This is a genomic window from Alicycliphilus denitrificans (genome assembly GCF_044792555.1).
GTDB lineage: Bacteria > Pseudomonadota > Gammaproteobacteria > Burkholderiales > Burkholderiaceae_C > Alicycliphilus > Alicycliphilus denitrificans_A.
On the sequence record NZ_CP126238.1, the window covers coordinates 286,952 to 305,079 of the forward strand.

The following is an 18,128-nucleotide window of genomic DNA, read 5'->3' on the forward strand; positions in this document are numbered from 1 at the left end:
CGGCCCATGTCCTCTCCGTCCCCCGCCACCGGCCTGCAAGGCCCGGTGCGCCGTTTCGTCTTTGTCTCGCTTTACGAGCTGATCGCCATCCTGGTCTCCAGCCTGCTGTTCATGGCCATAGGCCAGGGGGCTGGCGCCTCGGGGATCATGGCGGTGGTGGCGTCTACGCTGGCCATTGCCTGGAACGTGACCTTCAACCACCTGTTCGAGAAGTGGGAGGCGCGCCAGGCGGTCAAGGGCCGTTCGGTGCTGCGCCGCGTGGTGCATGCCGTGGGCTTCGAGGGCGGGCTGGCGCTGTTGTTGATCCCGCTGATGGCCTGGTGGTTCGACGTGAGCCTGTGGCAAGCCACGCTGATGGAGGCGGGGCTGCTGCTGTTCTTCCTGGTCTACACCTATGCCTTCAACTGGGCTTTTGACCGCATCTTCGGCCTGCCGGCGTCGGCGCAGGCGCTGAGTCCCGCGGTATAAAGAAAATCGGCCCGTAACGCTTATCCATCAAGCGTTTGTAGCTACCATTAGTATGGTAATCAGGCCAGCGTATAGGCCGTTTTCACCGTGGTGTAGAACTCCTGCGCATAGCGCCCCTGCTCGCGCGGCCCGTAGCTGCTGCCCTTGCGCCCGCCGAACGGCACGTGGTAGTCGACGCCCGCCGTGGGCAGGTTGACCATCACCATGCCGGCCTGGCTGTGGCGCTTGAAATGCGTGGCGAGCTTGAGACTCGTGGTGGCGATGCCGGCCGACAGGCCGAACGGCGTGTCGTTGGCGACGTGAAGCGCCTCCTCGTAGTCCTTCACGCGGATCACGCTGGCCACGGGGCCGAACACCTCCTCGCGGTTGATGCGCATCGCGGGGGTGCTGTCCACGAACAGCGTGGGCGCCATGAAGAAGCCCGCCTTGCCGCTGCCGGTGTGGCAGGCCACGCGGCTGCCGCCCGCGGCCAATTGGGCGCCCTCGGCCTTGGCGATCTCCACGTAGCAGAGGTCCTGCTCCAGCTGCGCCTGGCTGACCACCGGGCCCATGTCGGTGCCGGCGGTGCGTGCGTCGCCCACCTTGATGCGGGCCATGCGCTCCTGCAGCGCCGCTATGAAGGCCGGGTAGATCCTGTCGGTGACGATCAGGCGGCTCGACGCCGTGCAGCGCTGGCCCGTGGAGTAGAAGCCGCTTTGCGCCGACAGCTCCACCGCCTGCGGCAAATCGGCATCGTCCAGCACCACCTGCGGGTTCTTGCCGCCCATCTCCAGCTGCACCTTCTTGCCGGACTTCACGCAGGCCTCGGCAATGCCGCGGCCCACGCCCACCGAGCCGGTGAAGCTGATGGCCGCCACGCCGGGGTGGTTCACCAGCGCCTCGCCGATCACGCGCCCGCGCCCCATCACCAGGTTGAACACCCCGGCCGGGATGCCGCTCTTGTGGATGATCTCGGCCAGCGCCCAGGCGCTGGCGGGCACCAGGTCGGCGGGCTTCAGCACCACGCAGTTGCCAAAGGCCAGGGCCGGGGCGATCTTCCAGGCCGGAATGGCGATGGGGAAGTTCCAGGGCGTGATCAGGCCGACCACGCCGATGGGCTCGCGCGTGATCTCCACGCCAATGCCGGGGCGCACGGAGGGCAGGGCCTCTCCGCCCAAGCGCAGGCATTCGCCGGCGAAGAACTTGAAGATCTGGCCCGCGCGGGCGACCTCGCCGATGGCCTCGGGCCGGGTCTTGCCCTCCTCGCGCGCCAGCAGGTCGCCGAGCTCCTCCTTGCGCGCCAGGATCTCGTTGCCGATCCTGTCCAGCGCGTCGTGGCGCGCCTGGATGCCCGAGGTGCTCCAGACCGGGAAGGCGGCGGTGGCGGCGGCCACGGCGGCCTGCACGTCGGCGGCATCGCCCTGGGCGTATTCGCCGATCACGTCGGACAGGTCGCTGGGGTTGGTGTTGGGGGCGCAGGACGCGCCGGGGGTCCATTGGCCGTTGATGAGGTTGTGGTGTGGGGTCATTTTGCTACTCCATCAATAGCTGTCAGCGCTTACTGCATAAGCGCTGGAGGTCTGTTTGGCTTGAAGATTTTTTACTTTCCCCAGCGCAGCACCAGCGGATCAAGCCGGCGCGCGATGTCCAGCAGCTGGCGCCGCACCTCGGGGTGCATGGGCGGCCAGGGCGCGCGCGGGGCGTCGCAGGCGATCACGCCGCCCGCCTTCATCAGCGCCTTGGCGGCGAGGAAGCCGGCCTGGCGGTTCTCGTGGTTGATCAGCGGCAACCAGCGCTGGTACTGCTCAAAGGCCCGGTCCTTGTCGCCGGCGCGGTGCGCCTCGATGATGGGGCGGATGCCGTCGGCAAAGCCGCCGCCGGTCATGGCGCCCGTGGCGCCGGCCTCCAGGTCGGCCAGCAGGGTGATGGCCTCCTCGCCGTCCCAGGGGCCCTCGATGGCCTCGCCGCCCAGCGCGATCAGCTCGCGCAGCTTGCCCGCGGCGCCGGCGGTCTCCATCTTGAAATAGCTGACCTGCTCGATCTCCCGCGCCATCCGGGCCAGGAAGGCGGGCGGCAGCGGCGTGCCGGCGGCCGGTGCGTCCTGGATCATGATGGGGATGTCGATCGCGTCGGACACGCCCTGGAAGAAGCTCTGGACCTGCGCCTCGCCGAAGCGGAAGGTGGCGCCGTGGTAGGGCGGCATGACCATGACCATGGCCGCGCCCATGTCCTGCGCGCGGCGGCTGCGCTCGGCACAGATCTTGGTACTGGTGTGGGTGGTGGTCACGATCACCGGCACGCGGCCGGCCACATGTTCCAGGCAGGTGCGCGTAAGTGTTTCGCGCTCCTCGTCGGCAAGCAAAAACTGCTCGGAGTAGTTGGCCAGCAGGCACAGACCATGAACGCCCGAGTCGATCATGAAGTCCAGGCAGCGCCTCTGGCTGGCCAGGTCCAGCCGGCCGTCCTCGTGGAAGGTGGTGGGCACGACGGGAAAGATGCCGCGATAGCGCGGGTTGGAAAGTCCGGGCATGGTGCGACTCCTTACTCGACGATGTGGAAGTGCTGGAGGTACTCGGTCTTGAGCGACAGGCCCAGGCCCGGCACGTCGTCCCTGAGCTGCAGAAAGCCGTTGTCGGCGATTGGCTCGCCGTCGAAGATGTACCAGAACAGCTCGTTGCCCACCTCCACGTCGAAGATCGGGAAGTACTCGGCCATGGGCGAGGCCAGGGTGCTCATGGTCAGGTGGTAGTTGTGCATCTGGCCGGCGTGCGGGATCACCGGCACGCTGTAGGCCTCGCACAGGGCGTTGATCTTGTGCGCGGCCGTGATGCCACCGACGCGGTTGGTGTCGTACTGCACCACGCTCACGGCCTTCTTGTCCAAGAGCTGCTTGAAGCCGTAGAGCGAAAACTCATGCTCGCCGCCCGAGATCGGGATGATGTTCATGGCATTGAGTTCGGCGTAGCCGTCGATGTCGTCGGCGATCACCGGCTCTTCCAGCCAGCGCGGCTCGTACTTGGCCAGCTTGGGCAGCATGCGCTTGGCGTACTCCAGGTTCCAGCCCATGTAGCACTCGAGCATCAGGTCGGTGTCGTAGCCTATGACTTCGCGCACGGCCGCCACCGACTTCAGGTTCTCGCTCACGCCCTGCTGCAGGTGCACCGGGCCGTAGCCGAAGCGCATCTTGAAGGCCTTGAAGCCCTGATCCAGGAACTTCTGCGCTTCCTGCTGCATGTCCTTCAGGTCGGTGCGGTAGAGCTTGCTGTAGTAGCAGGGGATCTTTTCCTTGGTGCGCCCGCCCAGCAGCTTGAACACCGGCTTGCCCACGCTCTTGCCCAGGATGTCCCAGATCGCCAGGTCCACGGCCGATATCGCCGCCATAGTCACGCCCTTGCGGCCCCAGGCGTGGGTGCTGCGGTACATGCGCTGCCACAGGTATTCGTAGTCCCATGGGTCCTGGCCTATGACCAGCGGCGCCAGGTACTCGTCGATGATGGCCTTGGCGATGCGCGGCGCCAGCGCCACGTTGCCCAGGCCCACGATGCCGTCATCGGTCTCGATCTCGACCACCGTCCACGAGTGGAAGCGGAAGGTGCTCATGCTCTCGGTGTTGGAATAGACGAGATCCATGGCGTTGGAGCAGAAATTGCCCTGGGGCGGAACGGTCTTGCCCTTCCATTCATAGACGCGGGCGCGGACGGATTTGATCTTCATGGTGGTGCGTAGGTGAGGGGTTGTGTTTCAGACGTCATTCCCGCGTACGCGGGAATCCATGGCTGTGAGGCGTCGACGATTCAGGGGCTGGATCCCTGCTTGCGCGGGAATGACGGGGGCTTGGCGGAGGTTGCTGTTATTTGAGGCGCGAAGCCCCCATGCGGCAGGCGATGAGGAACGCCTGCCAGGTCGCCTCGGCATTCGCGCGACCCTGGCCGGCAATGTCGTAGGCCGTGCCGTGGGCCGGCGTGGTGATGGGGATCGGCAGGCCGCCCTGCACCGTGACGCCGCGCGAGAAGCCCAGCAGCTTGATCGCGATCTGGCCCTGGTCGTGGTACATGGTGACGATGGCCTGGTACTCGCCGGCCTGGGCCTTCAGGAAGATGGTGTCGGCCGGGAAGGGGCCGTGGAACGGTGCCTCGCTGGGCCAGTCGCGCGCCTGCAGCGCGGCCACGGCGGGGGCGATGATGTCGATCTCCTCGCGGCCGCAGGTGCCGCCGTCGCCGTTGTGCGGGTTGAAGCCGGCGATCGCCACTTTCGGGTGGGCCATGCCGCTGGCGCGCAGCGCGTGGTAGATCAGCTCGGCCGCCTGGGTAATGCGTTCCCGGCTCAGGTAGCTGGCCACGTCCCTGAGCGGCACATGCGAGGAGATGCGCGAGGTCCACAGCTCGCCCAGGGTGTTGAACTCGCAGAAGTAGCCGCTCACGCCCAGGTATTCGGCGAAGTGGTGCAGCTCGTCCTCATGGCGCAGGCCGCCGAGCTTCATGGCTTGCTTGTTCAATGGCGCGAAGCAGATGGCGTCGATGGCGCCGGCCAGGGCCGCGTCCAGGCACAGGTTCAGCACCTGCAGCACGGACTGGCCGCCGGCCGCGCCCACCTGGCCCTGCCGCACATCGGCGGCGGCAATGCTGTCCACGGCGACGAAGGCCGGGCGCTGCCGGTCGGCGCGCGCGCGCACCGCGGCCAGGCCGTCCACGGCGTCGGTCGCCACCTGCACGCCGGCGATGGTCTGGCCCTGCTGCCAGAGCCAGGGGTCGCCGACCAGCACGATGTTGGCGTGGCGTGTGGCCTCGGGCCTGGACAGCAGGCGCGCCATCAGCTCGGGGCCTATGCCGGCGGGGTCGCCCAGGGTCAGGGCGACGACGGGAAGGGGGGCGGGAGGCATGGCTTACTGGTCCAGCTTGATGTTGTTCTTGCGGATGATGTTGCCGAAGCGCTGGTATTCGGCGAGGTGGAAGGCCTCGAAATCGGCCTGGGACATGGGGCGCAGCTCGGCGCCCACGGCCTCCAGGCGGGTCTTGGTCTCGGCCATGGCGATGACCTTGTTGACCTCGTCGTGCAGCTTCTGCACCACGGCCTTGGGCGTCGCGGCCGGCATGTAGATGCCGTACCAGGCACTGATCTCCACGCCGGGCAGGCCGGACTCGGCCATGGTGGGCACCTGGGGCAGCTGAGGGTTGCGCTCGCGCGTGGTCACGGCCAGGGGGCGCAGCTTGCCGGCCTTGATCTGGCCGATCACCGAGGGCATGGTGTCGAAGCTCATCTGCACCTGGCCGCTGACCAGATCGACCTGGGCGGCGGCGCTGCCCTTGTAGGGCACATGGGTGATGGAGATGCCGGCGGCGTCCTTGAACACCTCGGCCGCGATGTGCTGCGTGCTGCCGGTGCCGCTGCTGGCGAAATTGATCAGGCTGGGGTTCTTCCTGGCCAGGGCCACCAGCTCCGCCACCGAGTTGGCGGGCACCGAGTTGCCCACCACCAGCACATTGGGCACCGAACCGACGAAGGCCACGGGCACCAGGTCCTTGTTGTTGTCGTAGCCCAGCTTGAGCAGGTGCGGCGCGATGGCATGGGCCGTGACCACGCCCATGACCATGGTGTGGCCGTCGGTGGACTTGGCCGTGACGTCCACCGCCAGGGTGTTGGAGACGCCAGGGCGATTTTCCACCACCACCGGTTGCTTGAGCAGCGGGGCCAGGCGATCCGCCACGGCCCGGGCCATGGCATCGGTGCCGCCGCCGGGCGCGGAGCCGACCAGCATGCGCAGGGGTTTGCTGGGCCAGCTGCCCGCATCCTGGGCGCTGGCCTGCCAGGGCAGCAGGCTGGCGCCGATTGCGCTCGTCAGGGCCAGAAATAGCGTGCGTCGTTGCATAGGTGTCTCCTGGGTAATGGTGAGCGCATCGTAGGCAGGCTATTGATACGTGTAAACTGAAAGTTATTGATGAATCAATAACCTGAGGTAATCAAAACGGCCATGGGATCCATTGACCGGAGCGACAGCACGCCGCAGTTGCTGAACCGCCTGCGCATGCGCCAGGTGGCGCTGATGCTGGCCATCGATGAACGCCAGACGCTGCGTGGCGCCGCCCATCAGCTGGGCTTGACCCAGCCGGCGGCGACAAAGATGCTGCATGAGTTGGAAGGGGCCCTGGGCCAGTCGCTGTTCGACCGCGTGGGCCGGCGCCTGCGGCTCAACGCCGCGGGTGAGCGGGTGATGGCCTACTTTCGCAACCTGCGCGGCAGCATCGAGGCGCTGAACCGGGAGCTGGACGAGCTGCGCCAGGGCAGCGCCGGGCGCCTGGCCGTGGGCAGCATCATGGCGGCCTCGCCGGGGCGGCTGACACGGGCGCTGCTGGACTTGAAGCGTCAGCTGCCGCTGCTGGAGGTGGAGGTGGCGGTGGACACCAGCGACCGCCTGCTGGCGCAGCTGCACGAAGGCGTGCTGGAGGTGGTGATAGGGCGCATGACCGGGGGCACGGACAGCGACTACCGCTTTCGCGCCATCGATGACGAGGCCCTGGCCATCGTGGCGGCCAACAACCACCCGCTGCTGCAGTCGCGCAGCGTGACCTTCGAGGCCCTGCAGGCCTATGGCTGGGTGCTGCAGCCGCCGGGCAGCCCCATGCGCGCGCTGATCGAGCAGGAGTTCCGCGCCCATGGCCTGGGCCTGCCGCGCGGCCTCATCGAGACTGGCTCCATCCTTACCACCATGAACCTGGTGCGCGGCTCGGACATGGTGGGCGTCATTCCCCAGGCCGTCGCCGACATCAATGCCGGGCACGGCATGCTGCGCATCCTGCCCTACCGCATGAGCAGGAAGCTGGAGGCCTACGGCAGCCTGGTACGCCAGGACCGGCCCATGAGCCGGCCGGCCGAGATGTTTCTGGAACTGCTGCACCGCAAAGACTGAGGGCGGCGCATCACGCCCCGCCCGCATCAAGCGGGAGCGTGTGTGCCATCGATTAATGCATCAAATCGGCCTTCTAGGCATGTGGAGTAAGCGTGTCATGCTCCTTAAATTGAAGCAAAACGGCATCATCGTGCATCGCTTTCACCATGGCGCTTCAGCCTTCGTCGGGTGCGCTGGCCTGGTCCAGCGCCGTAATGTCGTCCGCAGTCAGCTGTAGCCGCGTGGCGTGGATCATGTGCTTACTCCTGTATCAATAGCTGCTTGCGCTTGTTGGGTAAGGGCTTCAGTCGAAACGGATCGCGGAAATGTCCACCGCCATGACGCGGTCGGTGAATACCTTGGCGCCCCGGCTGTCGCCGGCCGCGCCGGCCACCACGTGCAGCGGCAGCAGATGCTCCTCGGCGCGCGGCGGGTGCGACAGGCGGCCGGCGGGGCCGCTTGCCTGGGCCCAGTCGGCCAGGCGCGCATTGCGCTCAGGCGCAGGCAGGGCCACCGTCTCGCCCAGCCAGCGGTCGAACTCGGCGCCGATGGCGGTCGAGCGCGGGTCGCCGTAGCCGCGCATGTTGTGATAGCTCATGCCGCTGCCGATGATCAGCACGCCTTCGCCCCGCAGGGGCTCCAGCGCCTGCCCCAGGCGGATGTGCTCGGCCGCATCCAGGCTCTTCAGCAGCGACAGCTGCAGCACCGGGATGTCGGCGTCGGGGAAGGCCAGCATCAAAGGGATGAAGGTGCCGTGGTCGTAGCCGCGCGCGCCGTCCTGCGCCGGGGCGAAGCCGGCGCCGGCCAGCAGGCCGGCCACGCGCTCGGCGAGCAGGGGCGCGCCGGGCGCGGGGTAGCTCAGCTCGTAGGTGTGGGGCGGGAAGCCGTAGTAGTCGAACAGCATGCCGGGCCGCTCGGCGCTGCTCATGCTGGGCTGCGCGGCCAGCCAGTGCGCCGTGACCAGAGCGATGGCCTTGGGCCGGGCCGGCAGGCTGGCGGCAATGCCGCGCAGGTAGGCGGCGGTCTTGTCCCAGGCGCCGGCCGGGCTCCAGTCCATGAAGAAGCAGGGGCCGGCGCCGTGCGGGATGAACAGCGTGGGCATGCGGGAGGTGGGGTGGGTGGTATTTGTCATGGATGTTAGTTTGAGTTTTGACGGAGGATTTTTAAAGCCTCAAAATCCCCAGACAGTTAATACCCAGAGTGTTGAATGGACCGTATCACCAGCCTGCGCGTATTCGCCCGCGCCGCCACGGCGGGCAGCCTGTCGGCCGCGGCGCGCCAGTTCGACATGTCGCCCGCCATGGCCGCCAAGCATGTCAATGCGCTGGAGGCGCGCCTGGGCGTCAAGCTGCTGCACCGCTCCACGCGCCGGCTGGCGCTGACCGATGCCGGCGCCAGCTACCTCGATGCCGTGCAGCGCATCCTGGCGGAGCTGGACGAGGCCGATGCGGCGGCCGCCTCGCAGCGCCGGCTGGCCACCGGCCTGCTGCGGCTGAACGCACCGCTGGTCTACGGCCTGCGCCACATTGCGCCGCTGATGCCGGCGTTCAGCCAAACGCACCCGGCCGTCACGGTGGAGCTGGGCCTCTCGGACGCCGTGGTGGATCTGGTGGAGCAGCGCTGGGACCTGGCCGTGCGCATCGGTGCGCTGCACGACGACAGCCTGCAGGCGCGCCGCCTGGGCGATTGCCAGCTGGTGCTGTGCGCCGCGCCCGCCTACCTGGACCAGCATGGCGTGCCGCGCCGCGTGGCCGACTTGGCCCGGCACAACTGCCTGGGCTACACCTTGTCCAGCACCAACAGCCCGGCGCAGTGGTGCTTTGGCGAAGGCGGCCGCGTGCGGCAGAAGGTGCGTGGCAACCTGCGCGCCAACAGCGGCGACGCGTTGCTGGCCGCCGCGCTGGGTGGCCAGGGCCTGATCTACGAGCCCAGCTTCATCGTCGGCGAGGCCCTGGCGCGCGGTGCGCTGCTGGCGCTCACGCTGGACCAGCCCACGCACGACCTGGGCGGTATCCACATCGTCTGGCCCGCGGCGCGGCACGCGCCGGCCAAGGTGCGGGCGATGATCGACTTCCTGGTGCAGCGGCTGGGCGCGCGGCCGTGACTGCGGCTCACGCCAGCACAACCACGCTGGAAAATAGCGGTCGCATCCATGCCCTTTGGCATCTGCCCCATCCCTTCCATGCCTTCCGTTGATTCACCATCCTCCGGCACGGCGCCGGGCCACTCGGCCTACGACGGCGTGGCCGCCGGCCGCATGTCGCAGCGGCTGAACTGGCTGCGCGCCGCCGTGCTGGGCGCCAACGATGGCATCGTGTCCACGGCGGGCCTGTTGCTGGGCGTGGCGGGGGCCAGCCCGAGCTTCGCGGCGCTGCTCACGGCGGGCGTGGCGGGGCTGGTCTCGGGGGCGCTGTCGATGGCGGCGGGCGAGTATGTCTCGGTCAGCACCCAGCGCGACACGGAGCGCGCCGCCGTGCGCCTGGAGCATGAGGAGCTGACCCAGCTGCCCGAGGTGGAGCTCAAGGAGCTGGCGGCCCTGCTGCAGAAAAAGGGCCTGAGCCATGCCACCGCCTTGCAGGCGGCCCAAGAGCTGACGCAGCACGATGCGCTGGCGGCCCACACGGAGATCGAACTGGGCATCAAACCCGGCCAATACACCAATCCCTGGCATGCCGCGGGCGCGTCCGCCGTGGCGTTTGCCGTGGGGGCGCTGGTGCCCCTGCTCGCGGTCTTGCTGGCGCCCGCGCCATGGCTGGTGCCGGTGGCCATGGGGGCGGTGACGCTGGCGCTGCTGCTCACCGGCGTGACCTCGGCCCATCTGGGCGGCGCGCCCAGGCTGCGCGCCGCACTGCGCAACGCCGGTGGCGGCCTGCTGGCCATGGGCGTGACCTATGCGGTGGGGCGGCTGGTCGGCACGCAGCTGTAGCCGCTGCGCGCGGCGGTTCGATCCGAATAGGCCTTGACGGCCACCCGGCGTGGAGCTGGCCGTAAAATCCCAGGCTCTGCCCCAAGGAGCGCTGCAGCAGCGCGGGTGCCATCCGGCACGCGCTGTCAGGCTTGGGGCGGCGGCGGGGGAACGATCCGCCCACCGGATGCAACGGCGCTCACCTGTTTTTTCTGCCTTGGGTTTTTTTACAGGTGAGCGAGATGTCTGCGACCCCCACTACCGCCATTCCCCCCATGCGTCTTTCGGGCCTGGAGCCCGTCTTCATCGGCGAGGGCGCGCTCTTCGTCAACGTCGGCGAGCGCACCAACGTCACCGGCTCCAAGGCCTTTGCGCGCCTGATCTTGAACGAGCAGTATGAGCAGGCCCTAGCCGTGGCGCGCCAGCAGGTGGAAAACGGCGCCCAGATCATCGACGTGAACATGGACGAGGCCATGCTGGACAGCAAGGCCGCGATGGTGCGTTTTCTGAACCTGATCGCCTCCGAGCCCGACATCGCCAAGGTGCCGGTGATGGTGGACTCTTCCAAGTGGGAGGTGATCGAGGCCGGCCTGCGCTGCCTGCAGGGCAAGGGCATCGTCAACTCCATCAGCATGAAAGAGGGCGTGGAGGAGTTCAAGCGCCAGGCCAAACTGATCCGCCGCTACGGCGCCGCCGCTGTTGTGATGGCGTTTGATGAAAAAGGCCAGGCCGACACCTTTGCGCGCAAGACCGAGATCTGCGCGCGCGCCTATCGCATCCTGGTCGACGAGGTGGGCTTTGCGCCCGAGGACATCATCTTCGACCCCAACATCTTCGCCATCGCCACCGGCATCGAGGAGCACGCCAACTACGCCGTGGACTTCATCGAGGCCACGCGCTGGATCAAGCAGCACCTGCCCGGCGCCAAGGTCTCGGGCGGCGTGTCCAACGTGTCCTTCAGTTTCCGCGGCAACGACCCGGTGCGCGAGGCCATCCACACCGTGTTCCTGTACCACGCTATTTCAGCCGGCATGGACATGGGCATCGTCAACGCCGGCATGGTCGGCGTGTATGACGACCTGGAACCCGAGTTGCGCGAGCGCGTGGAGGACGTGGTGCTGAACCGCCGCCCGGATGCGGCTGAGCGCCTGCTGGAGATCGCCGAGGCCGCCAAGGGCGCGGCCAAGGACGACAGCAAGAAGCTGGAGTGGCGCGGCACGCCCGAGGCGCCAAAAACCGTGGGCGAGCGCCTGTCGCACGCGCTGGTGCACGGCATCACCGATTTCATCGTCGAAGACACCGAGGAGGCCTACCAGGACATCGTGGTGGCCAAGGGCGGGCGCCCGCTGCACGTCATCGAAGGCCCGCTGATGGACGGCATGAACATCGTCGGCGACCTGTTCGGCGCCGGCAAGATGTTCCTGCCCCAGGTGGTGAAAAGCGCGCGTGTGATGAAGCAGGCCGTGGCCCACCTGATTCCCTACATCGAGGAAGAGAAGCGCCAGCAGGAAGCGGCGGGCCTGGACGTGTCGAGCAAGGGCAAGATCGTGATCGCCACCGTCAAGGGCGACGTGCACGACATCGGCAAGAACATCGTCACCGTGGTCCTGCAGTGCAACAACTTCGAGGTCATCAACATGGGCGTGATGGTGCCCTGCCACGAGATCCTGGCGCGCGCCAAGGCCGAGGGGGCGGACATCGTCGGCCTGTCGGGCCTGATCACCCCCAGCCTGGAGGAGATGCAGTACGTGGCCGCGGAAATGCACAAGGATGACCATTTCCGCATCAAGAAGATACCGCTCTTGATCGGCGGCGCCACCTGCTCGCGCGTGCACACCGCCGTGAAGATCGCGCCGCAGTACGACGGCCCCGTGGTCTACGTGCCCGACGCGTCCCGCAGCGTGAGCGTGGCGCAAAGCCTGCTGGGCGAGGGCAAGGACAACTACCTGGCCGAGGTGCAGGCCGACTACGACCATGTGCGCGAGCTGCACGCCAAAAAGAAGAAGGTGCCGCTGTGGCCCATCGCCAAGGCGCGCGCCAATGCCACGCAACTGACTTACGCCCCCGTGGCCCCGCGCGCCCTGGGCCGGCGCGTGTTCAAGAACTTCGACCTGGCCGAGCTCGTGCCTTTCCTCGACTGGGGCCCGTTCTTCCAGACCTGGGACCTGGCCGGCGCCTTTCCCGCCATCCTCGACGACGAGGTGGTGGGCCAGGAGGCGCGCAAGGTCTATGCTGACGGCCAGGCCATGCTGAAGAAAATCGTGGAAGGCCGCTGGCTCACGGCCAATGGCGTGATGGGCCTGTTCCCCGCGAATCGCGTCGGCGATGACATCGAGTTCTATACCGACGAAACGCGCAGCCGGGTGGCGATGACCTGGTACGGCCTGCGCCAGCAGACCGAAAAACAGCTGGACGCCGAGGGCCGGATGCGCCCCAGCCGCTGCCTGGCCGACTTCGTCGCGCCCAAGGAGTCGGGCATTGCCGACTACGCCGGCCTGTTCGCCGTGACGGCCGGCATCGGCAGCGAGAAGAAGGAAAAGGAATTCCTCGACGCCCTGGACGACTACAGCAGCATCATGTTCAAGGGCCTGGCCGACCGCCTGGCCGAGGCCTTTGCCGAATGCCTGCACCACCGCGTGCGCACCGACCTGTGGGGCTATGGCGCGCATGAGAACCTCAGCAACGAGGAACTGATCGCCGAGAAATACCAGGGCATACGCCCTGCCCCCGGCTACCCTGCCTGCCCGGACCACACGGCAAAAATAGCCCTGTTCGACACCCTGCAGGCACGCGAGATTGGCATGCAGCTCACCGAGAGCATGGCCATGTTCCCGGCGTCCAGCGTCAGCGGCTTCTACCTGGCGCACCCGCAGGCCACCTACTTCGTGGTCGGGCAGATCGGCGAAGACCAGGTAGAGGACATGGCGCTGCGGCGCGGCATGGATGTCGAGGAATTGCGCCGCAGGCTGGCGCCGAACCTGGGGTGATTACTCCTCTCCCGGCGCGTCGCGGGCCGGGAGGCAGGCGATGGCGGGTGCGCGCCTTATTTGTCGGACCAGGGCGTGGTCTTCCACAGGTTCACAAAATCGGCCGTCGCCTTGTCCAGGCGGGCCTTCCAGGCCGTGCCTTCGACGTAGTCCATTTCGGTGAACTGCGAGGCCATTTGTTTCTTGAACTCGGGGTCGGCGGCGATGGCGCGCAGCGCCTCTGTCAGGCGGCGCTGCACGTCGGCGGGAATGCCAGCGGGCGCGACGATGCCGCGCTCGGAGTTGAACACCAGACCCACGCTCTGCTCGACAAAGCTGGGCACGTCCTTCGCCAGGGCCGAGCGCCCGTTGCTGGCCTGTGCCAGCACGCGCACCTTTTCCTGGAAGGGGGCAACCTCTCCCAGGTTCATGCCGCCGACCACGACATGGCCTCCGAGAACGGCGGTGCGCAGCGGGCCGGCGCCGTTGTAGGGGACATGGTTCAGGCGGGTGCCGGTCAGGCGCTCGAACAGCACCATGGCCAGGTGGTCGTCGGTGCCCACGCCGGTGGAGCCATAGCTGATCTCGCCGGGATGGGCCTTGGCGTCGGTGACCAGGTCGTTCAGCGTTTTGTACTTGCTGTTGGCCAGCACGCTGAAGGCGCTGGGATCGCGTACCAGATTGGCGATATAGGAGAAGTCGCTGGCCTTGAACTGCGTCTTGCGCTCGATGGGCAGAGTCACCAGGCCCGGCATATTGGTCATGCCGATCACGTAGCCATCGGGCGCTGCCTTGGCCACGTAGGCCAGGCCGATTTCGCCGGATGCGCCCACCTTGTTGGTCACCACGACCGAGGTGCCCAGGTGCTTGCCCAGGAACAGCGCCAGGGTGCGCGCCGTGATGTCGGTGCCGCCGCCGGCGGCGAAGCCCACCACCAGCTCGATGGGTTTCTCGGGCCAGGCGGCCCATGCTGGGGCGGCGCCGATGGCCAGGGCGCCGATGGCCAGGGTCAGGGTGCGGCGGGTGCGGGCGAAGAGGGAGGGGAGGCGGATGTTCATGTGTCTCTCACAATGAGGTTTGTCAATGGAATCGAGGGGCGGGAATCAGGCCGGATGCCTGGTGGGCACGGCGGGGCAGCCCCAGTCGGCCCAGAGCTTGGCCACTGCGGCATAGTCGTCGCGGCCGTAGCCTGCCGCGGCCGCCATGTCGTACACGCTGTGCGAGCCCTGGATGGCGAACAGCGGCACGCCCAGTGTCTGCGCGAGCTGCAGCGCCAGCACCGAGTCCTTGCGCGCGGCCTCCAGCGGCATGCCGCCGGCATAGTTGCCGTTGACGATGCGCTCGGCGTAACGGTGGGTGAGCGGGCGCTGCAGGCCCATCTGCGCATCCGACAGCAGGGCGATGAGCTTGTCGCAGCTCACGCCGGCGGCGGTGGCCATGGCGCCGGCCTCGGCCACGACGATCATCACGGCGTGGGCCACGGCGTTGTTGATGACCTTGGCTGCGGCGCCAGCGCCCTGGGCGCCGAAATACACCTGTTTGGTGGTGATGGCGTCCAGCACCGGCTGGGCACGCGCGATCGCCGCAGTGTCGCCGCCCAGGGCCAGCGAGGCAGTGCCAGCCACCATCTGGCCCACGCCGGCCATGATGGAGGCGTCCACCACGTCGATGCCATACGAGGCGAGCAGCTTTTGTTCGGCATGGATGTGCTCGGGGTTCACGGTGCTGGTCTCCAGCACCACGGCGCCGCGCGGCAGCTGCGGCGCGATCTGCTGCAGCACGCTGAGTGAAATGGCCGGATTGGGCAGGCACAGCACGACGATCTGTGTGGCCTTCAGGTCTTCGGGTGCGGTGATCGCCGTGGCGTTGAAGCTGTCCTTGGCGCGCTGCAGCGCCGCCGCGTCCAGATCGAACACCAGGGTCGGGAAATGGCGCCCCACGCGCTCGGCGAGCGGGTAGCCCATGTTGCCAAGGCCATAGATGGCCACGGGAGTTGCTTGGCTCATTGTGTGTCTCTCTTGCAAAAAAGAAATGGATTACTTGGCCACGGGCAGCGGCTGGGCGTGCAGGCCGAAGTACATGCTCTTGACCTGGGCGTATAGCTTCAGGCCGTCAATGCCTTTTTCGCGACCGACACCGCTGTTCTTGAAGCCGCCGAAAGGCGTGCTCGTGACCGACTGCTTGTAGGTGTTGATCCAGACCGAGCCGGCCTCCAGGGCGCGGCCAACGCGCCAGGCGCGCTTGAAGCTCTCGGTCCAGATGCCGCAGGCCAGGCCGAAGGCCGTGCCGTTGGCCTGGGCGATCAGGTCTGCCTCATCCTTGAAGGGCAGGGCCACGAGCACGGGGCCGAAGGCCTCTTCCTGGCAAGAGGCGGCCGTGGCCGGCAGGCCGTCGATCACGGTGGGCAGGTAGAACGCGCCCTTGTCATATTCGCCTCCGGTGGGAATGGCGCCACCGCACAGGATGCGCCCGCCCTCGGCGCGCGCGCGCTCCACGAAGGCGGTCACACGATCGCGATGGTGAAACGAGGCCAGGGGCCCCATTTCCACGCCTTCGGCATCGGGCAGGGCCACCCGCAGGCTCTTGGCGCGCGCGACCACCTGGGCCAGCACCTCCTCATAGATGCTGGCTTCAATGAACAGGCGCGACCCGGCCACGCAGGATTGGCCGGCGGAGCCGAAGATGCCCGCGATCACGGCGGCCACGGCATGTTCGCGGTCGGCATCGGCAAACACCACATGCGGCGACTTGCCGCCCAGCTCCAGCGCCGTGGGCACCAGGCGGTCGCCGGCCACGCGGGCAATGGCGCGCCCCGTGACGGTGCCGCCAGTGAACGAGATCATGCGCACGCCAGGGTGGGCCACCAGGGCCGCGCCTACATCGCAGCCGCGGCCCTGCACCACCTGCAGCAGGTCTTTGGGCAGGCCGGCGGCCAGTGCGATGCGAGCCAGTTCGGGGGCCAGCAGCGGCGAGTCTTCCGAGGGCTTGAGGATCACGGCGTTACCTGCGGCCAGCGCGGGCGCGACCTTGGTCGCGTCGTTCATGATCGGCGAGTTCCAGGGCGTGATGGCAGCGACCACGCCGAAGGGCTCGAGCACGGTGAACGACACATAGTCGCCGCGCGCCGGCGTCACATCGGTCTCCAGCGTTTCGCACACGCCGGCGTAGTAGCGAAATGTTCCTATGGCCGAGTCCACCATGCCGCGGCACTCGCCCAGTGGTTTGCCGTTGTCCTGCATCTGCAGCTGGGCCAGCGACTCCTTCTCGGCGGCCAGCCCGTCGGCAATGGCGTGCAGCACCAGGGCGCGCTTATGCGGCAGCAGGGACTTCCAGCCGCAATGGTGAAAGGCTTGCCAGGCGCGCTCGATGGCGGCATTGAGTTCGGTTGCCGAGGTGACGGCGACGCGAGCGATTTCCTCGCCGTTGGCGGGGTTGGTGCTGATGAGCTCGCTAGAGTCGGGGGACGGGGCCATGATGAGGGTCCAAAGTTGAAATTCGTGCGGCAGTCTAGAAAGCTCCTTGCGCAAGTTCAACAGGCACGTTGTCGCCGATTCGGGCGATGGGAATATTGATAAAAATAGGGGGCGCAGGCGCTCGGTACAGCGCCTGCGCCAGAGTCATCGGGTAATCCAAAATGAGCAAAAACCGGCAGTCAGCCATGGACGCGGGAGTCTTCCCTCAGGCCGAACTTTCCCCGCAAGTCGCCGCGGTCATTGAAGCCATAGAGACCGACATCATTCGCGGCATCATCCTGCCGCGCACCCGGCTTATCGAAGACCACCTGATGGAGGACTACAACGCCAAACGCCATGTGGTGCGTGCCGCGTTGACCGAGTTGCAGCGCCTGGGCGTGGTGGTCAAGCCGCCGCATCTGGGCGCGCGCATCCGGCGCTTTGACGCGCAGAGCCTGGAGGACCTATACCATTTCCGCGCTGTGCTGCATCGCGCCGCCGTCGAGGCTTTGCTGTTGCCGGTGGAGGAGCATCGCCTTGAGCCCGTGCGTGCCGCCGCACAGGCCCATGCGCAGGCGGCCGCCTCGGGAGATCTGATCGCCATCCATCGGACGAACATGGCCTTTCACCGCCTGTTCTACGGCTTGTGCCTCAACCCCTATATCGCCGAATCCATCCGCCTGCATGACTGGCTCAGCTTTCCGGCGCGCGCCTATGCCATCGCCGACCGCCAGGCGCTGGAGCGTGCCTGCGCGGAGCATGCGCAAATGGTGCAGGCGCTTGTCGATGCGGACCGCCCGCGGCTGGTGGAGCTGGTGCTCGGTCACATGCGTCCGGCGTGGCAGATCTACGCTGAGAAATACCTTTCGCGCTGAGTCCGCCACGCCAGCGCCGCCACCAGATCGGAGCCGGCCCAGCCCGGCAGGTGGAGGGCGGCCACGCGCACCCCGGCCAGCCGCGCGGCCACGGCCGGCGAGTATTCGGCCAGGGCCAGGCCCACACACTTGAACGCCGCCTCGTGCGCCGCCCAGTGGCGTGCAAATACTTCAAAAAAAGGAGCTGTTAACGCTTGCCTGTCAAGCGTTTCAAGCTGATTTTGTCCAAAGAACAGGGCCGCCGTGCGCCATAGCTCGGCGCGCCCGGCCGTGCGCGGCACGGCCTGCACGTCCACGCCCACCGCGCCATGCGGGCACCAGGCAGCGAGCGACAGGCCGGGCGCATGGCTGATCGACAGGCCGATCGCGTCCAGTGCCGCGGCGCCGCCAGCGGTCCAGGCCAGGCGCGGCGGCATACCGCGCACCTCGCTCACGCTGAGCGCCTGCGGCGTGCAACCGAGGTGCACGGCCAGCGCCCGTGTCAGCGCGGCGCGGGCCAGGGCGCGCGCATGGTCGCGTTCCTGTGCCGGCGTGGCGGCATGGGGCAGGCGGGTAGCGACTGCCAGCACGCGCGGGGGTATTGCTCCTTCCCCAGAGGGG

The 18,128-nt window shown here is 67.6% G+C and carries 16 protein-coding genes and 1 riboswitch; of the genes, 6 read left to right on the forward strand and 10 right to left on the reverse strand.

The window, feature by feature from the left end; genetic code table 11:
• Positions 1-6 precede the first annotated feature (6 nt).
• The gene (locus tag P7644_RS01320) at positions 7-468 is read left to right on the forward strand and encodes a PACE efflux transporter (protein WP_404301216.1); all 462 of its coding nucleotides are present in this window, start codon (positions 7-9) and stop codon (positions 466-468) included.
• A 59-nt stretch (positions 469-527) separates the two neighbouring features.
• Here P7644_RS01320 and P7644_RS01325 read toward each other — a convergent pair whose 3' ends face one another.
• The 5 genes from P7644_RS01325 to P7644_RS01345 all read right to left on the reverse strand — a co-directional run bounded on the left by P7644_RS01325 (position 528) and on the right by P7644_RS01345 (position 6,313).
• Positions 528-1,976, reverse strand: coding sequence for an aldehyde dehydrogenase family protein (locus tag P7644_RS01325; protein WP_404301217.1), 1,449 nt, complete (start codon positions 1,974-1,976; stop codon positions 528-530).
• A gap of 71 nt (positions 1,977-2,047) precedes the next feature.
• Complete coding sequence (locus tag P7644_RS01330; RefSeq protein WP_404301218.1) at positions 2,048-2,977, reverse strand: dihydrodipicolinate synthase family protein; 930 nt, start codon at positions 2,975-2,977, stop codon at positions 2,048-2,050.
• Between the two features lie 11 nt (positions 2,978-2,988).
• Positions 2,989-4,161, reverse strand: coding sequence for an L-rhamnonate dehydratase (locus P7644_RS01335; RefSeq protein WP_404301219.1), 1,173 nt, complete (start codon positions 4,159-4,161; stop codon positions 2,989-2,991).
• Positions 4,162-4,297: 136 nt separating this feature from the next.
• Positions 4,298-5,326 (reverse strand): 4-hydroxythreonine-4-phosphate dehydrogenase PdxA, encoded by a 1,029-nt coding sequence (locus P7644_RS01340; RefSeq protein ID WP_404301220.1) that lies wholly within the window; start codon positions 5,324-5,326, stop codon positions 4,298-4,300.
• Between the two features lie 3 nt (positions 5,327-5,329).
• Positions 5,330-6,313 carry a Bug family tripartite tricarboxylate transporter substrate binding protein gene (locus tag P7644_RS01345; RefSeq protein WP_404301221.1) on the reverse strand — a complete coding sequence of 328 codons (984 nt, stop codon included), beginning with the start codon at positions 6,311-6,313 and terminating at the stop codon, positions 5,330-5,332.
• A gap of 102 nt (positions 6,314-6,415) precedes the next feature.
• Here P7644_RS01345 and P7644_RS01350 point away from each other — a divergent pair, with 102 nt between their 5' ends.
• Entirely contained in the window at positions 6,416-7,351 is a 936-nt protein-coding gene (locus P7644_RS01350) for a LysR family transcriptional regulator (RefSeq protein WP_404301222.1), read from the forward strand.
• 283 nt (positions 7,352-7,634) lie between these two features.
• On the opposite strand, the gene P7644_RS01355 is transcribed toward P7644_RS01350, so the two are convergent.
• Positions 7,635-8,462 (reverse strand): DODA-type extradiol aromatic ring-opening family dioxygenase, encoded by an 828-nt coding sequence (locus tag P7644_RS01355; protein WP_404301223.1) that lies wholly within the window; start codon positions 8,460-8,462, stop codon positions 7,635-7,637.
• 75 nt (positions 8,463-8,537) lie between these two features.
• Between P7644_RS01355 and P7644_RS01360 the strand changes: the two genes are divergently transcribed.
• From P7644_RS01360 to metH, 3 genes are all read left to right on the forward strand, one after another.
• The gene (locus P7644_RS01360) at positions 8,538-9,434 is read left to right on the forward strand and encodes a LysR family transcriptional regulator (RefSeq protein ID WP_404301224.1); all 897 of its coding nucleotides are present in this window, start codon (positions 8,538-8,540) and stop codon (positions 9,432-9,434) included.
• Between the two features lie 78 nt (positions 9,435-9,512).
• The gene (locus P7644_RS01365; protein ID WP_404301225.1) at positions 9,513-10,256 is read left to right on the forward strand and encodes a VIT family protein; all 744 of its coding nucleotides are present in this window, start codon (positions 9,513-9,515) and stop codon (positions 10,254-10,256) included.
• Between the two features lie 77 nt (positions 10,257-10,333).
• Positions 10,334-10,443: riboswitch (S-adenosyl-L-homocysteine riboswitch) on the forward strand.
• Between the two features lie 34 nt (positions 10,444-10,477).
• Positions 10,478-13,222: a methionine synthase gene (gene metH / locus P7644_RS01370; RefSeq protein WP_404301226.1), complete on the forward strand. Its 2,745-nt coding sequence runs from the start codon at positions 10,478-10,480 to the stop codon at positions 13,220-13,222.
• A 56-nt stretch (positions 13,223-13,278) separates the two neighbouring features.
• Here metH and P7644_RS01375 read toward each other — a convergent pair whose 3' ends face one another.
• Genes P7644_RS01375 through P7644_RS01385 form a run of 3 tightly spaced genes read right to left on the reverse strand, consistent with a single transcriptional unit; the run spans position 13,279 to position 16,674 of the window.
• On the reverse strand, positions 13,279-14,259 hold the full coding sequence (locus P7644_RS01375; protein WP_404301227.1) for a tripartite tricarboxylate transporter substrate binding protein: 981 nt from the start codon (positions 14,257-14,259) through the stop codon (positions 13,279-13,281).
• A gap of 45 nt (positions 14,260-14,304) precedes the next feature.
• Positions 14,305-15,207 (reverse strand): NAD(P)-dependent oxidoreductase, encoded by a 903-nt coding sequence (locus P7644_RS01380; protein ID WP_404301228.1) that lies wholly within the window; start codon positions 15,205-15,207, stop codon positions 14,305-14,307.
• A 30-nt stretch (positions 15,208-15,237) separates the two neighbouring features.
• Positions 15,238-16,674 (reverse strand): aldehyde dehydrogenase, encoded by a 1,437-nt coding sequence (locus P7644_RS01385; protein ID WP_404301229.1) that lies wholly within the window; start codon positions 16,672-16,674, stop codon positions 15,238-15,240.
• Positions 16,675-16,859: 185 nt separating this feature from the next.
• Here P7644_RS01385 and P7644_RS01390 point away from each other — a divergent pair, with 185 nt between their 5' ends.
• A complete protein-coding gene (locus P7644_RS01390; RefSeq protein WP_404301230.1) occupies positions 16,860-17,528 on the forward strand; it encodes a GntR family transcriptional regulator in 669 nt (222 codons plus the stop codon).
• Here the strand turns inward: P7644_RS01390 and P7644_RS01395 are convergent.
• Entirely contained in the window at positions 17,501-18,097 is a 597-nt protein-coding gene (locus P7644_RS01395) for a 4'-phosphopantetheinyl transferase superfamily protein (protein ID WP_404301231.1), read from the reverse strand. The two genes, P7644_RS01390 and P7644_RS01395, sit on opposite strands and share 28 nt — an antisense overlap.
• Between the last annotated feature and the right edge of the window lie 31 nt (positions 18,098-18,128).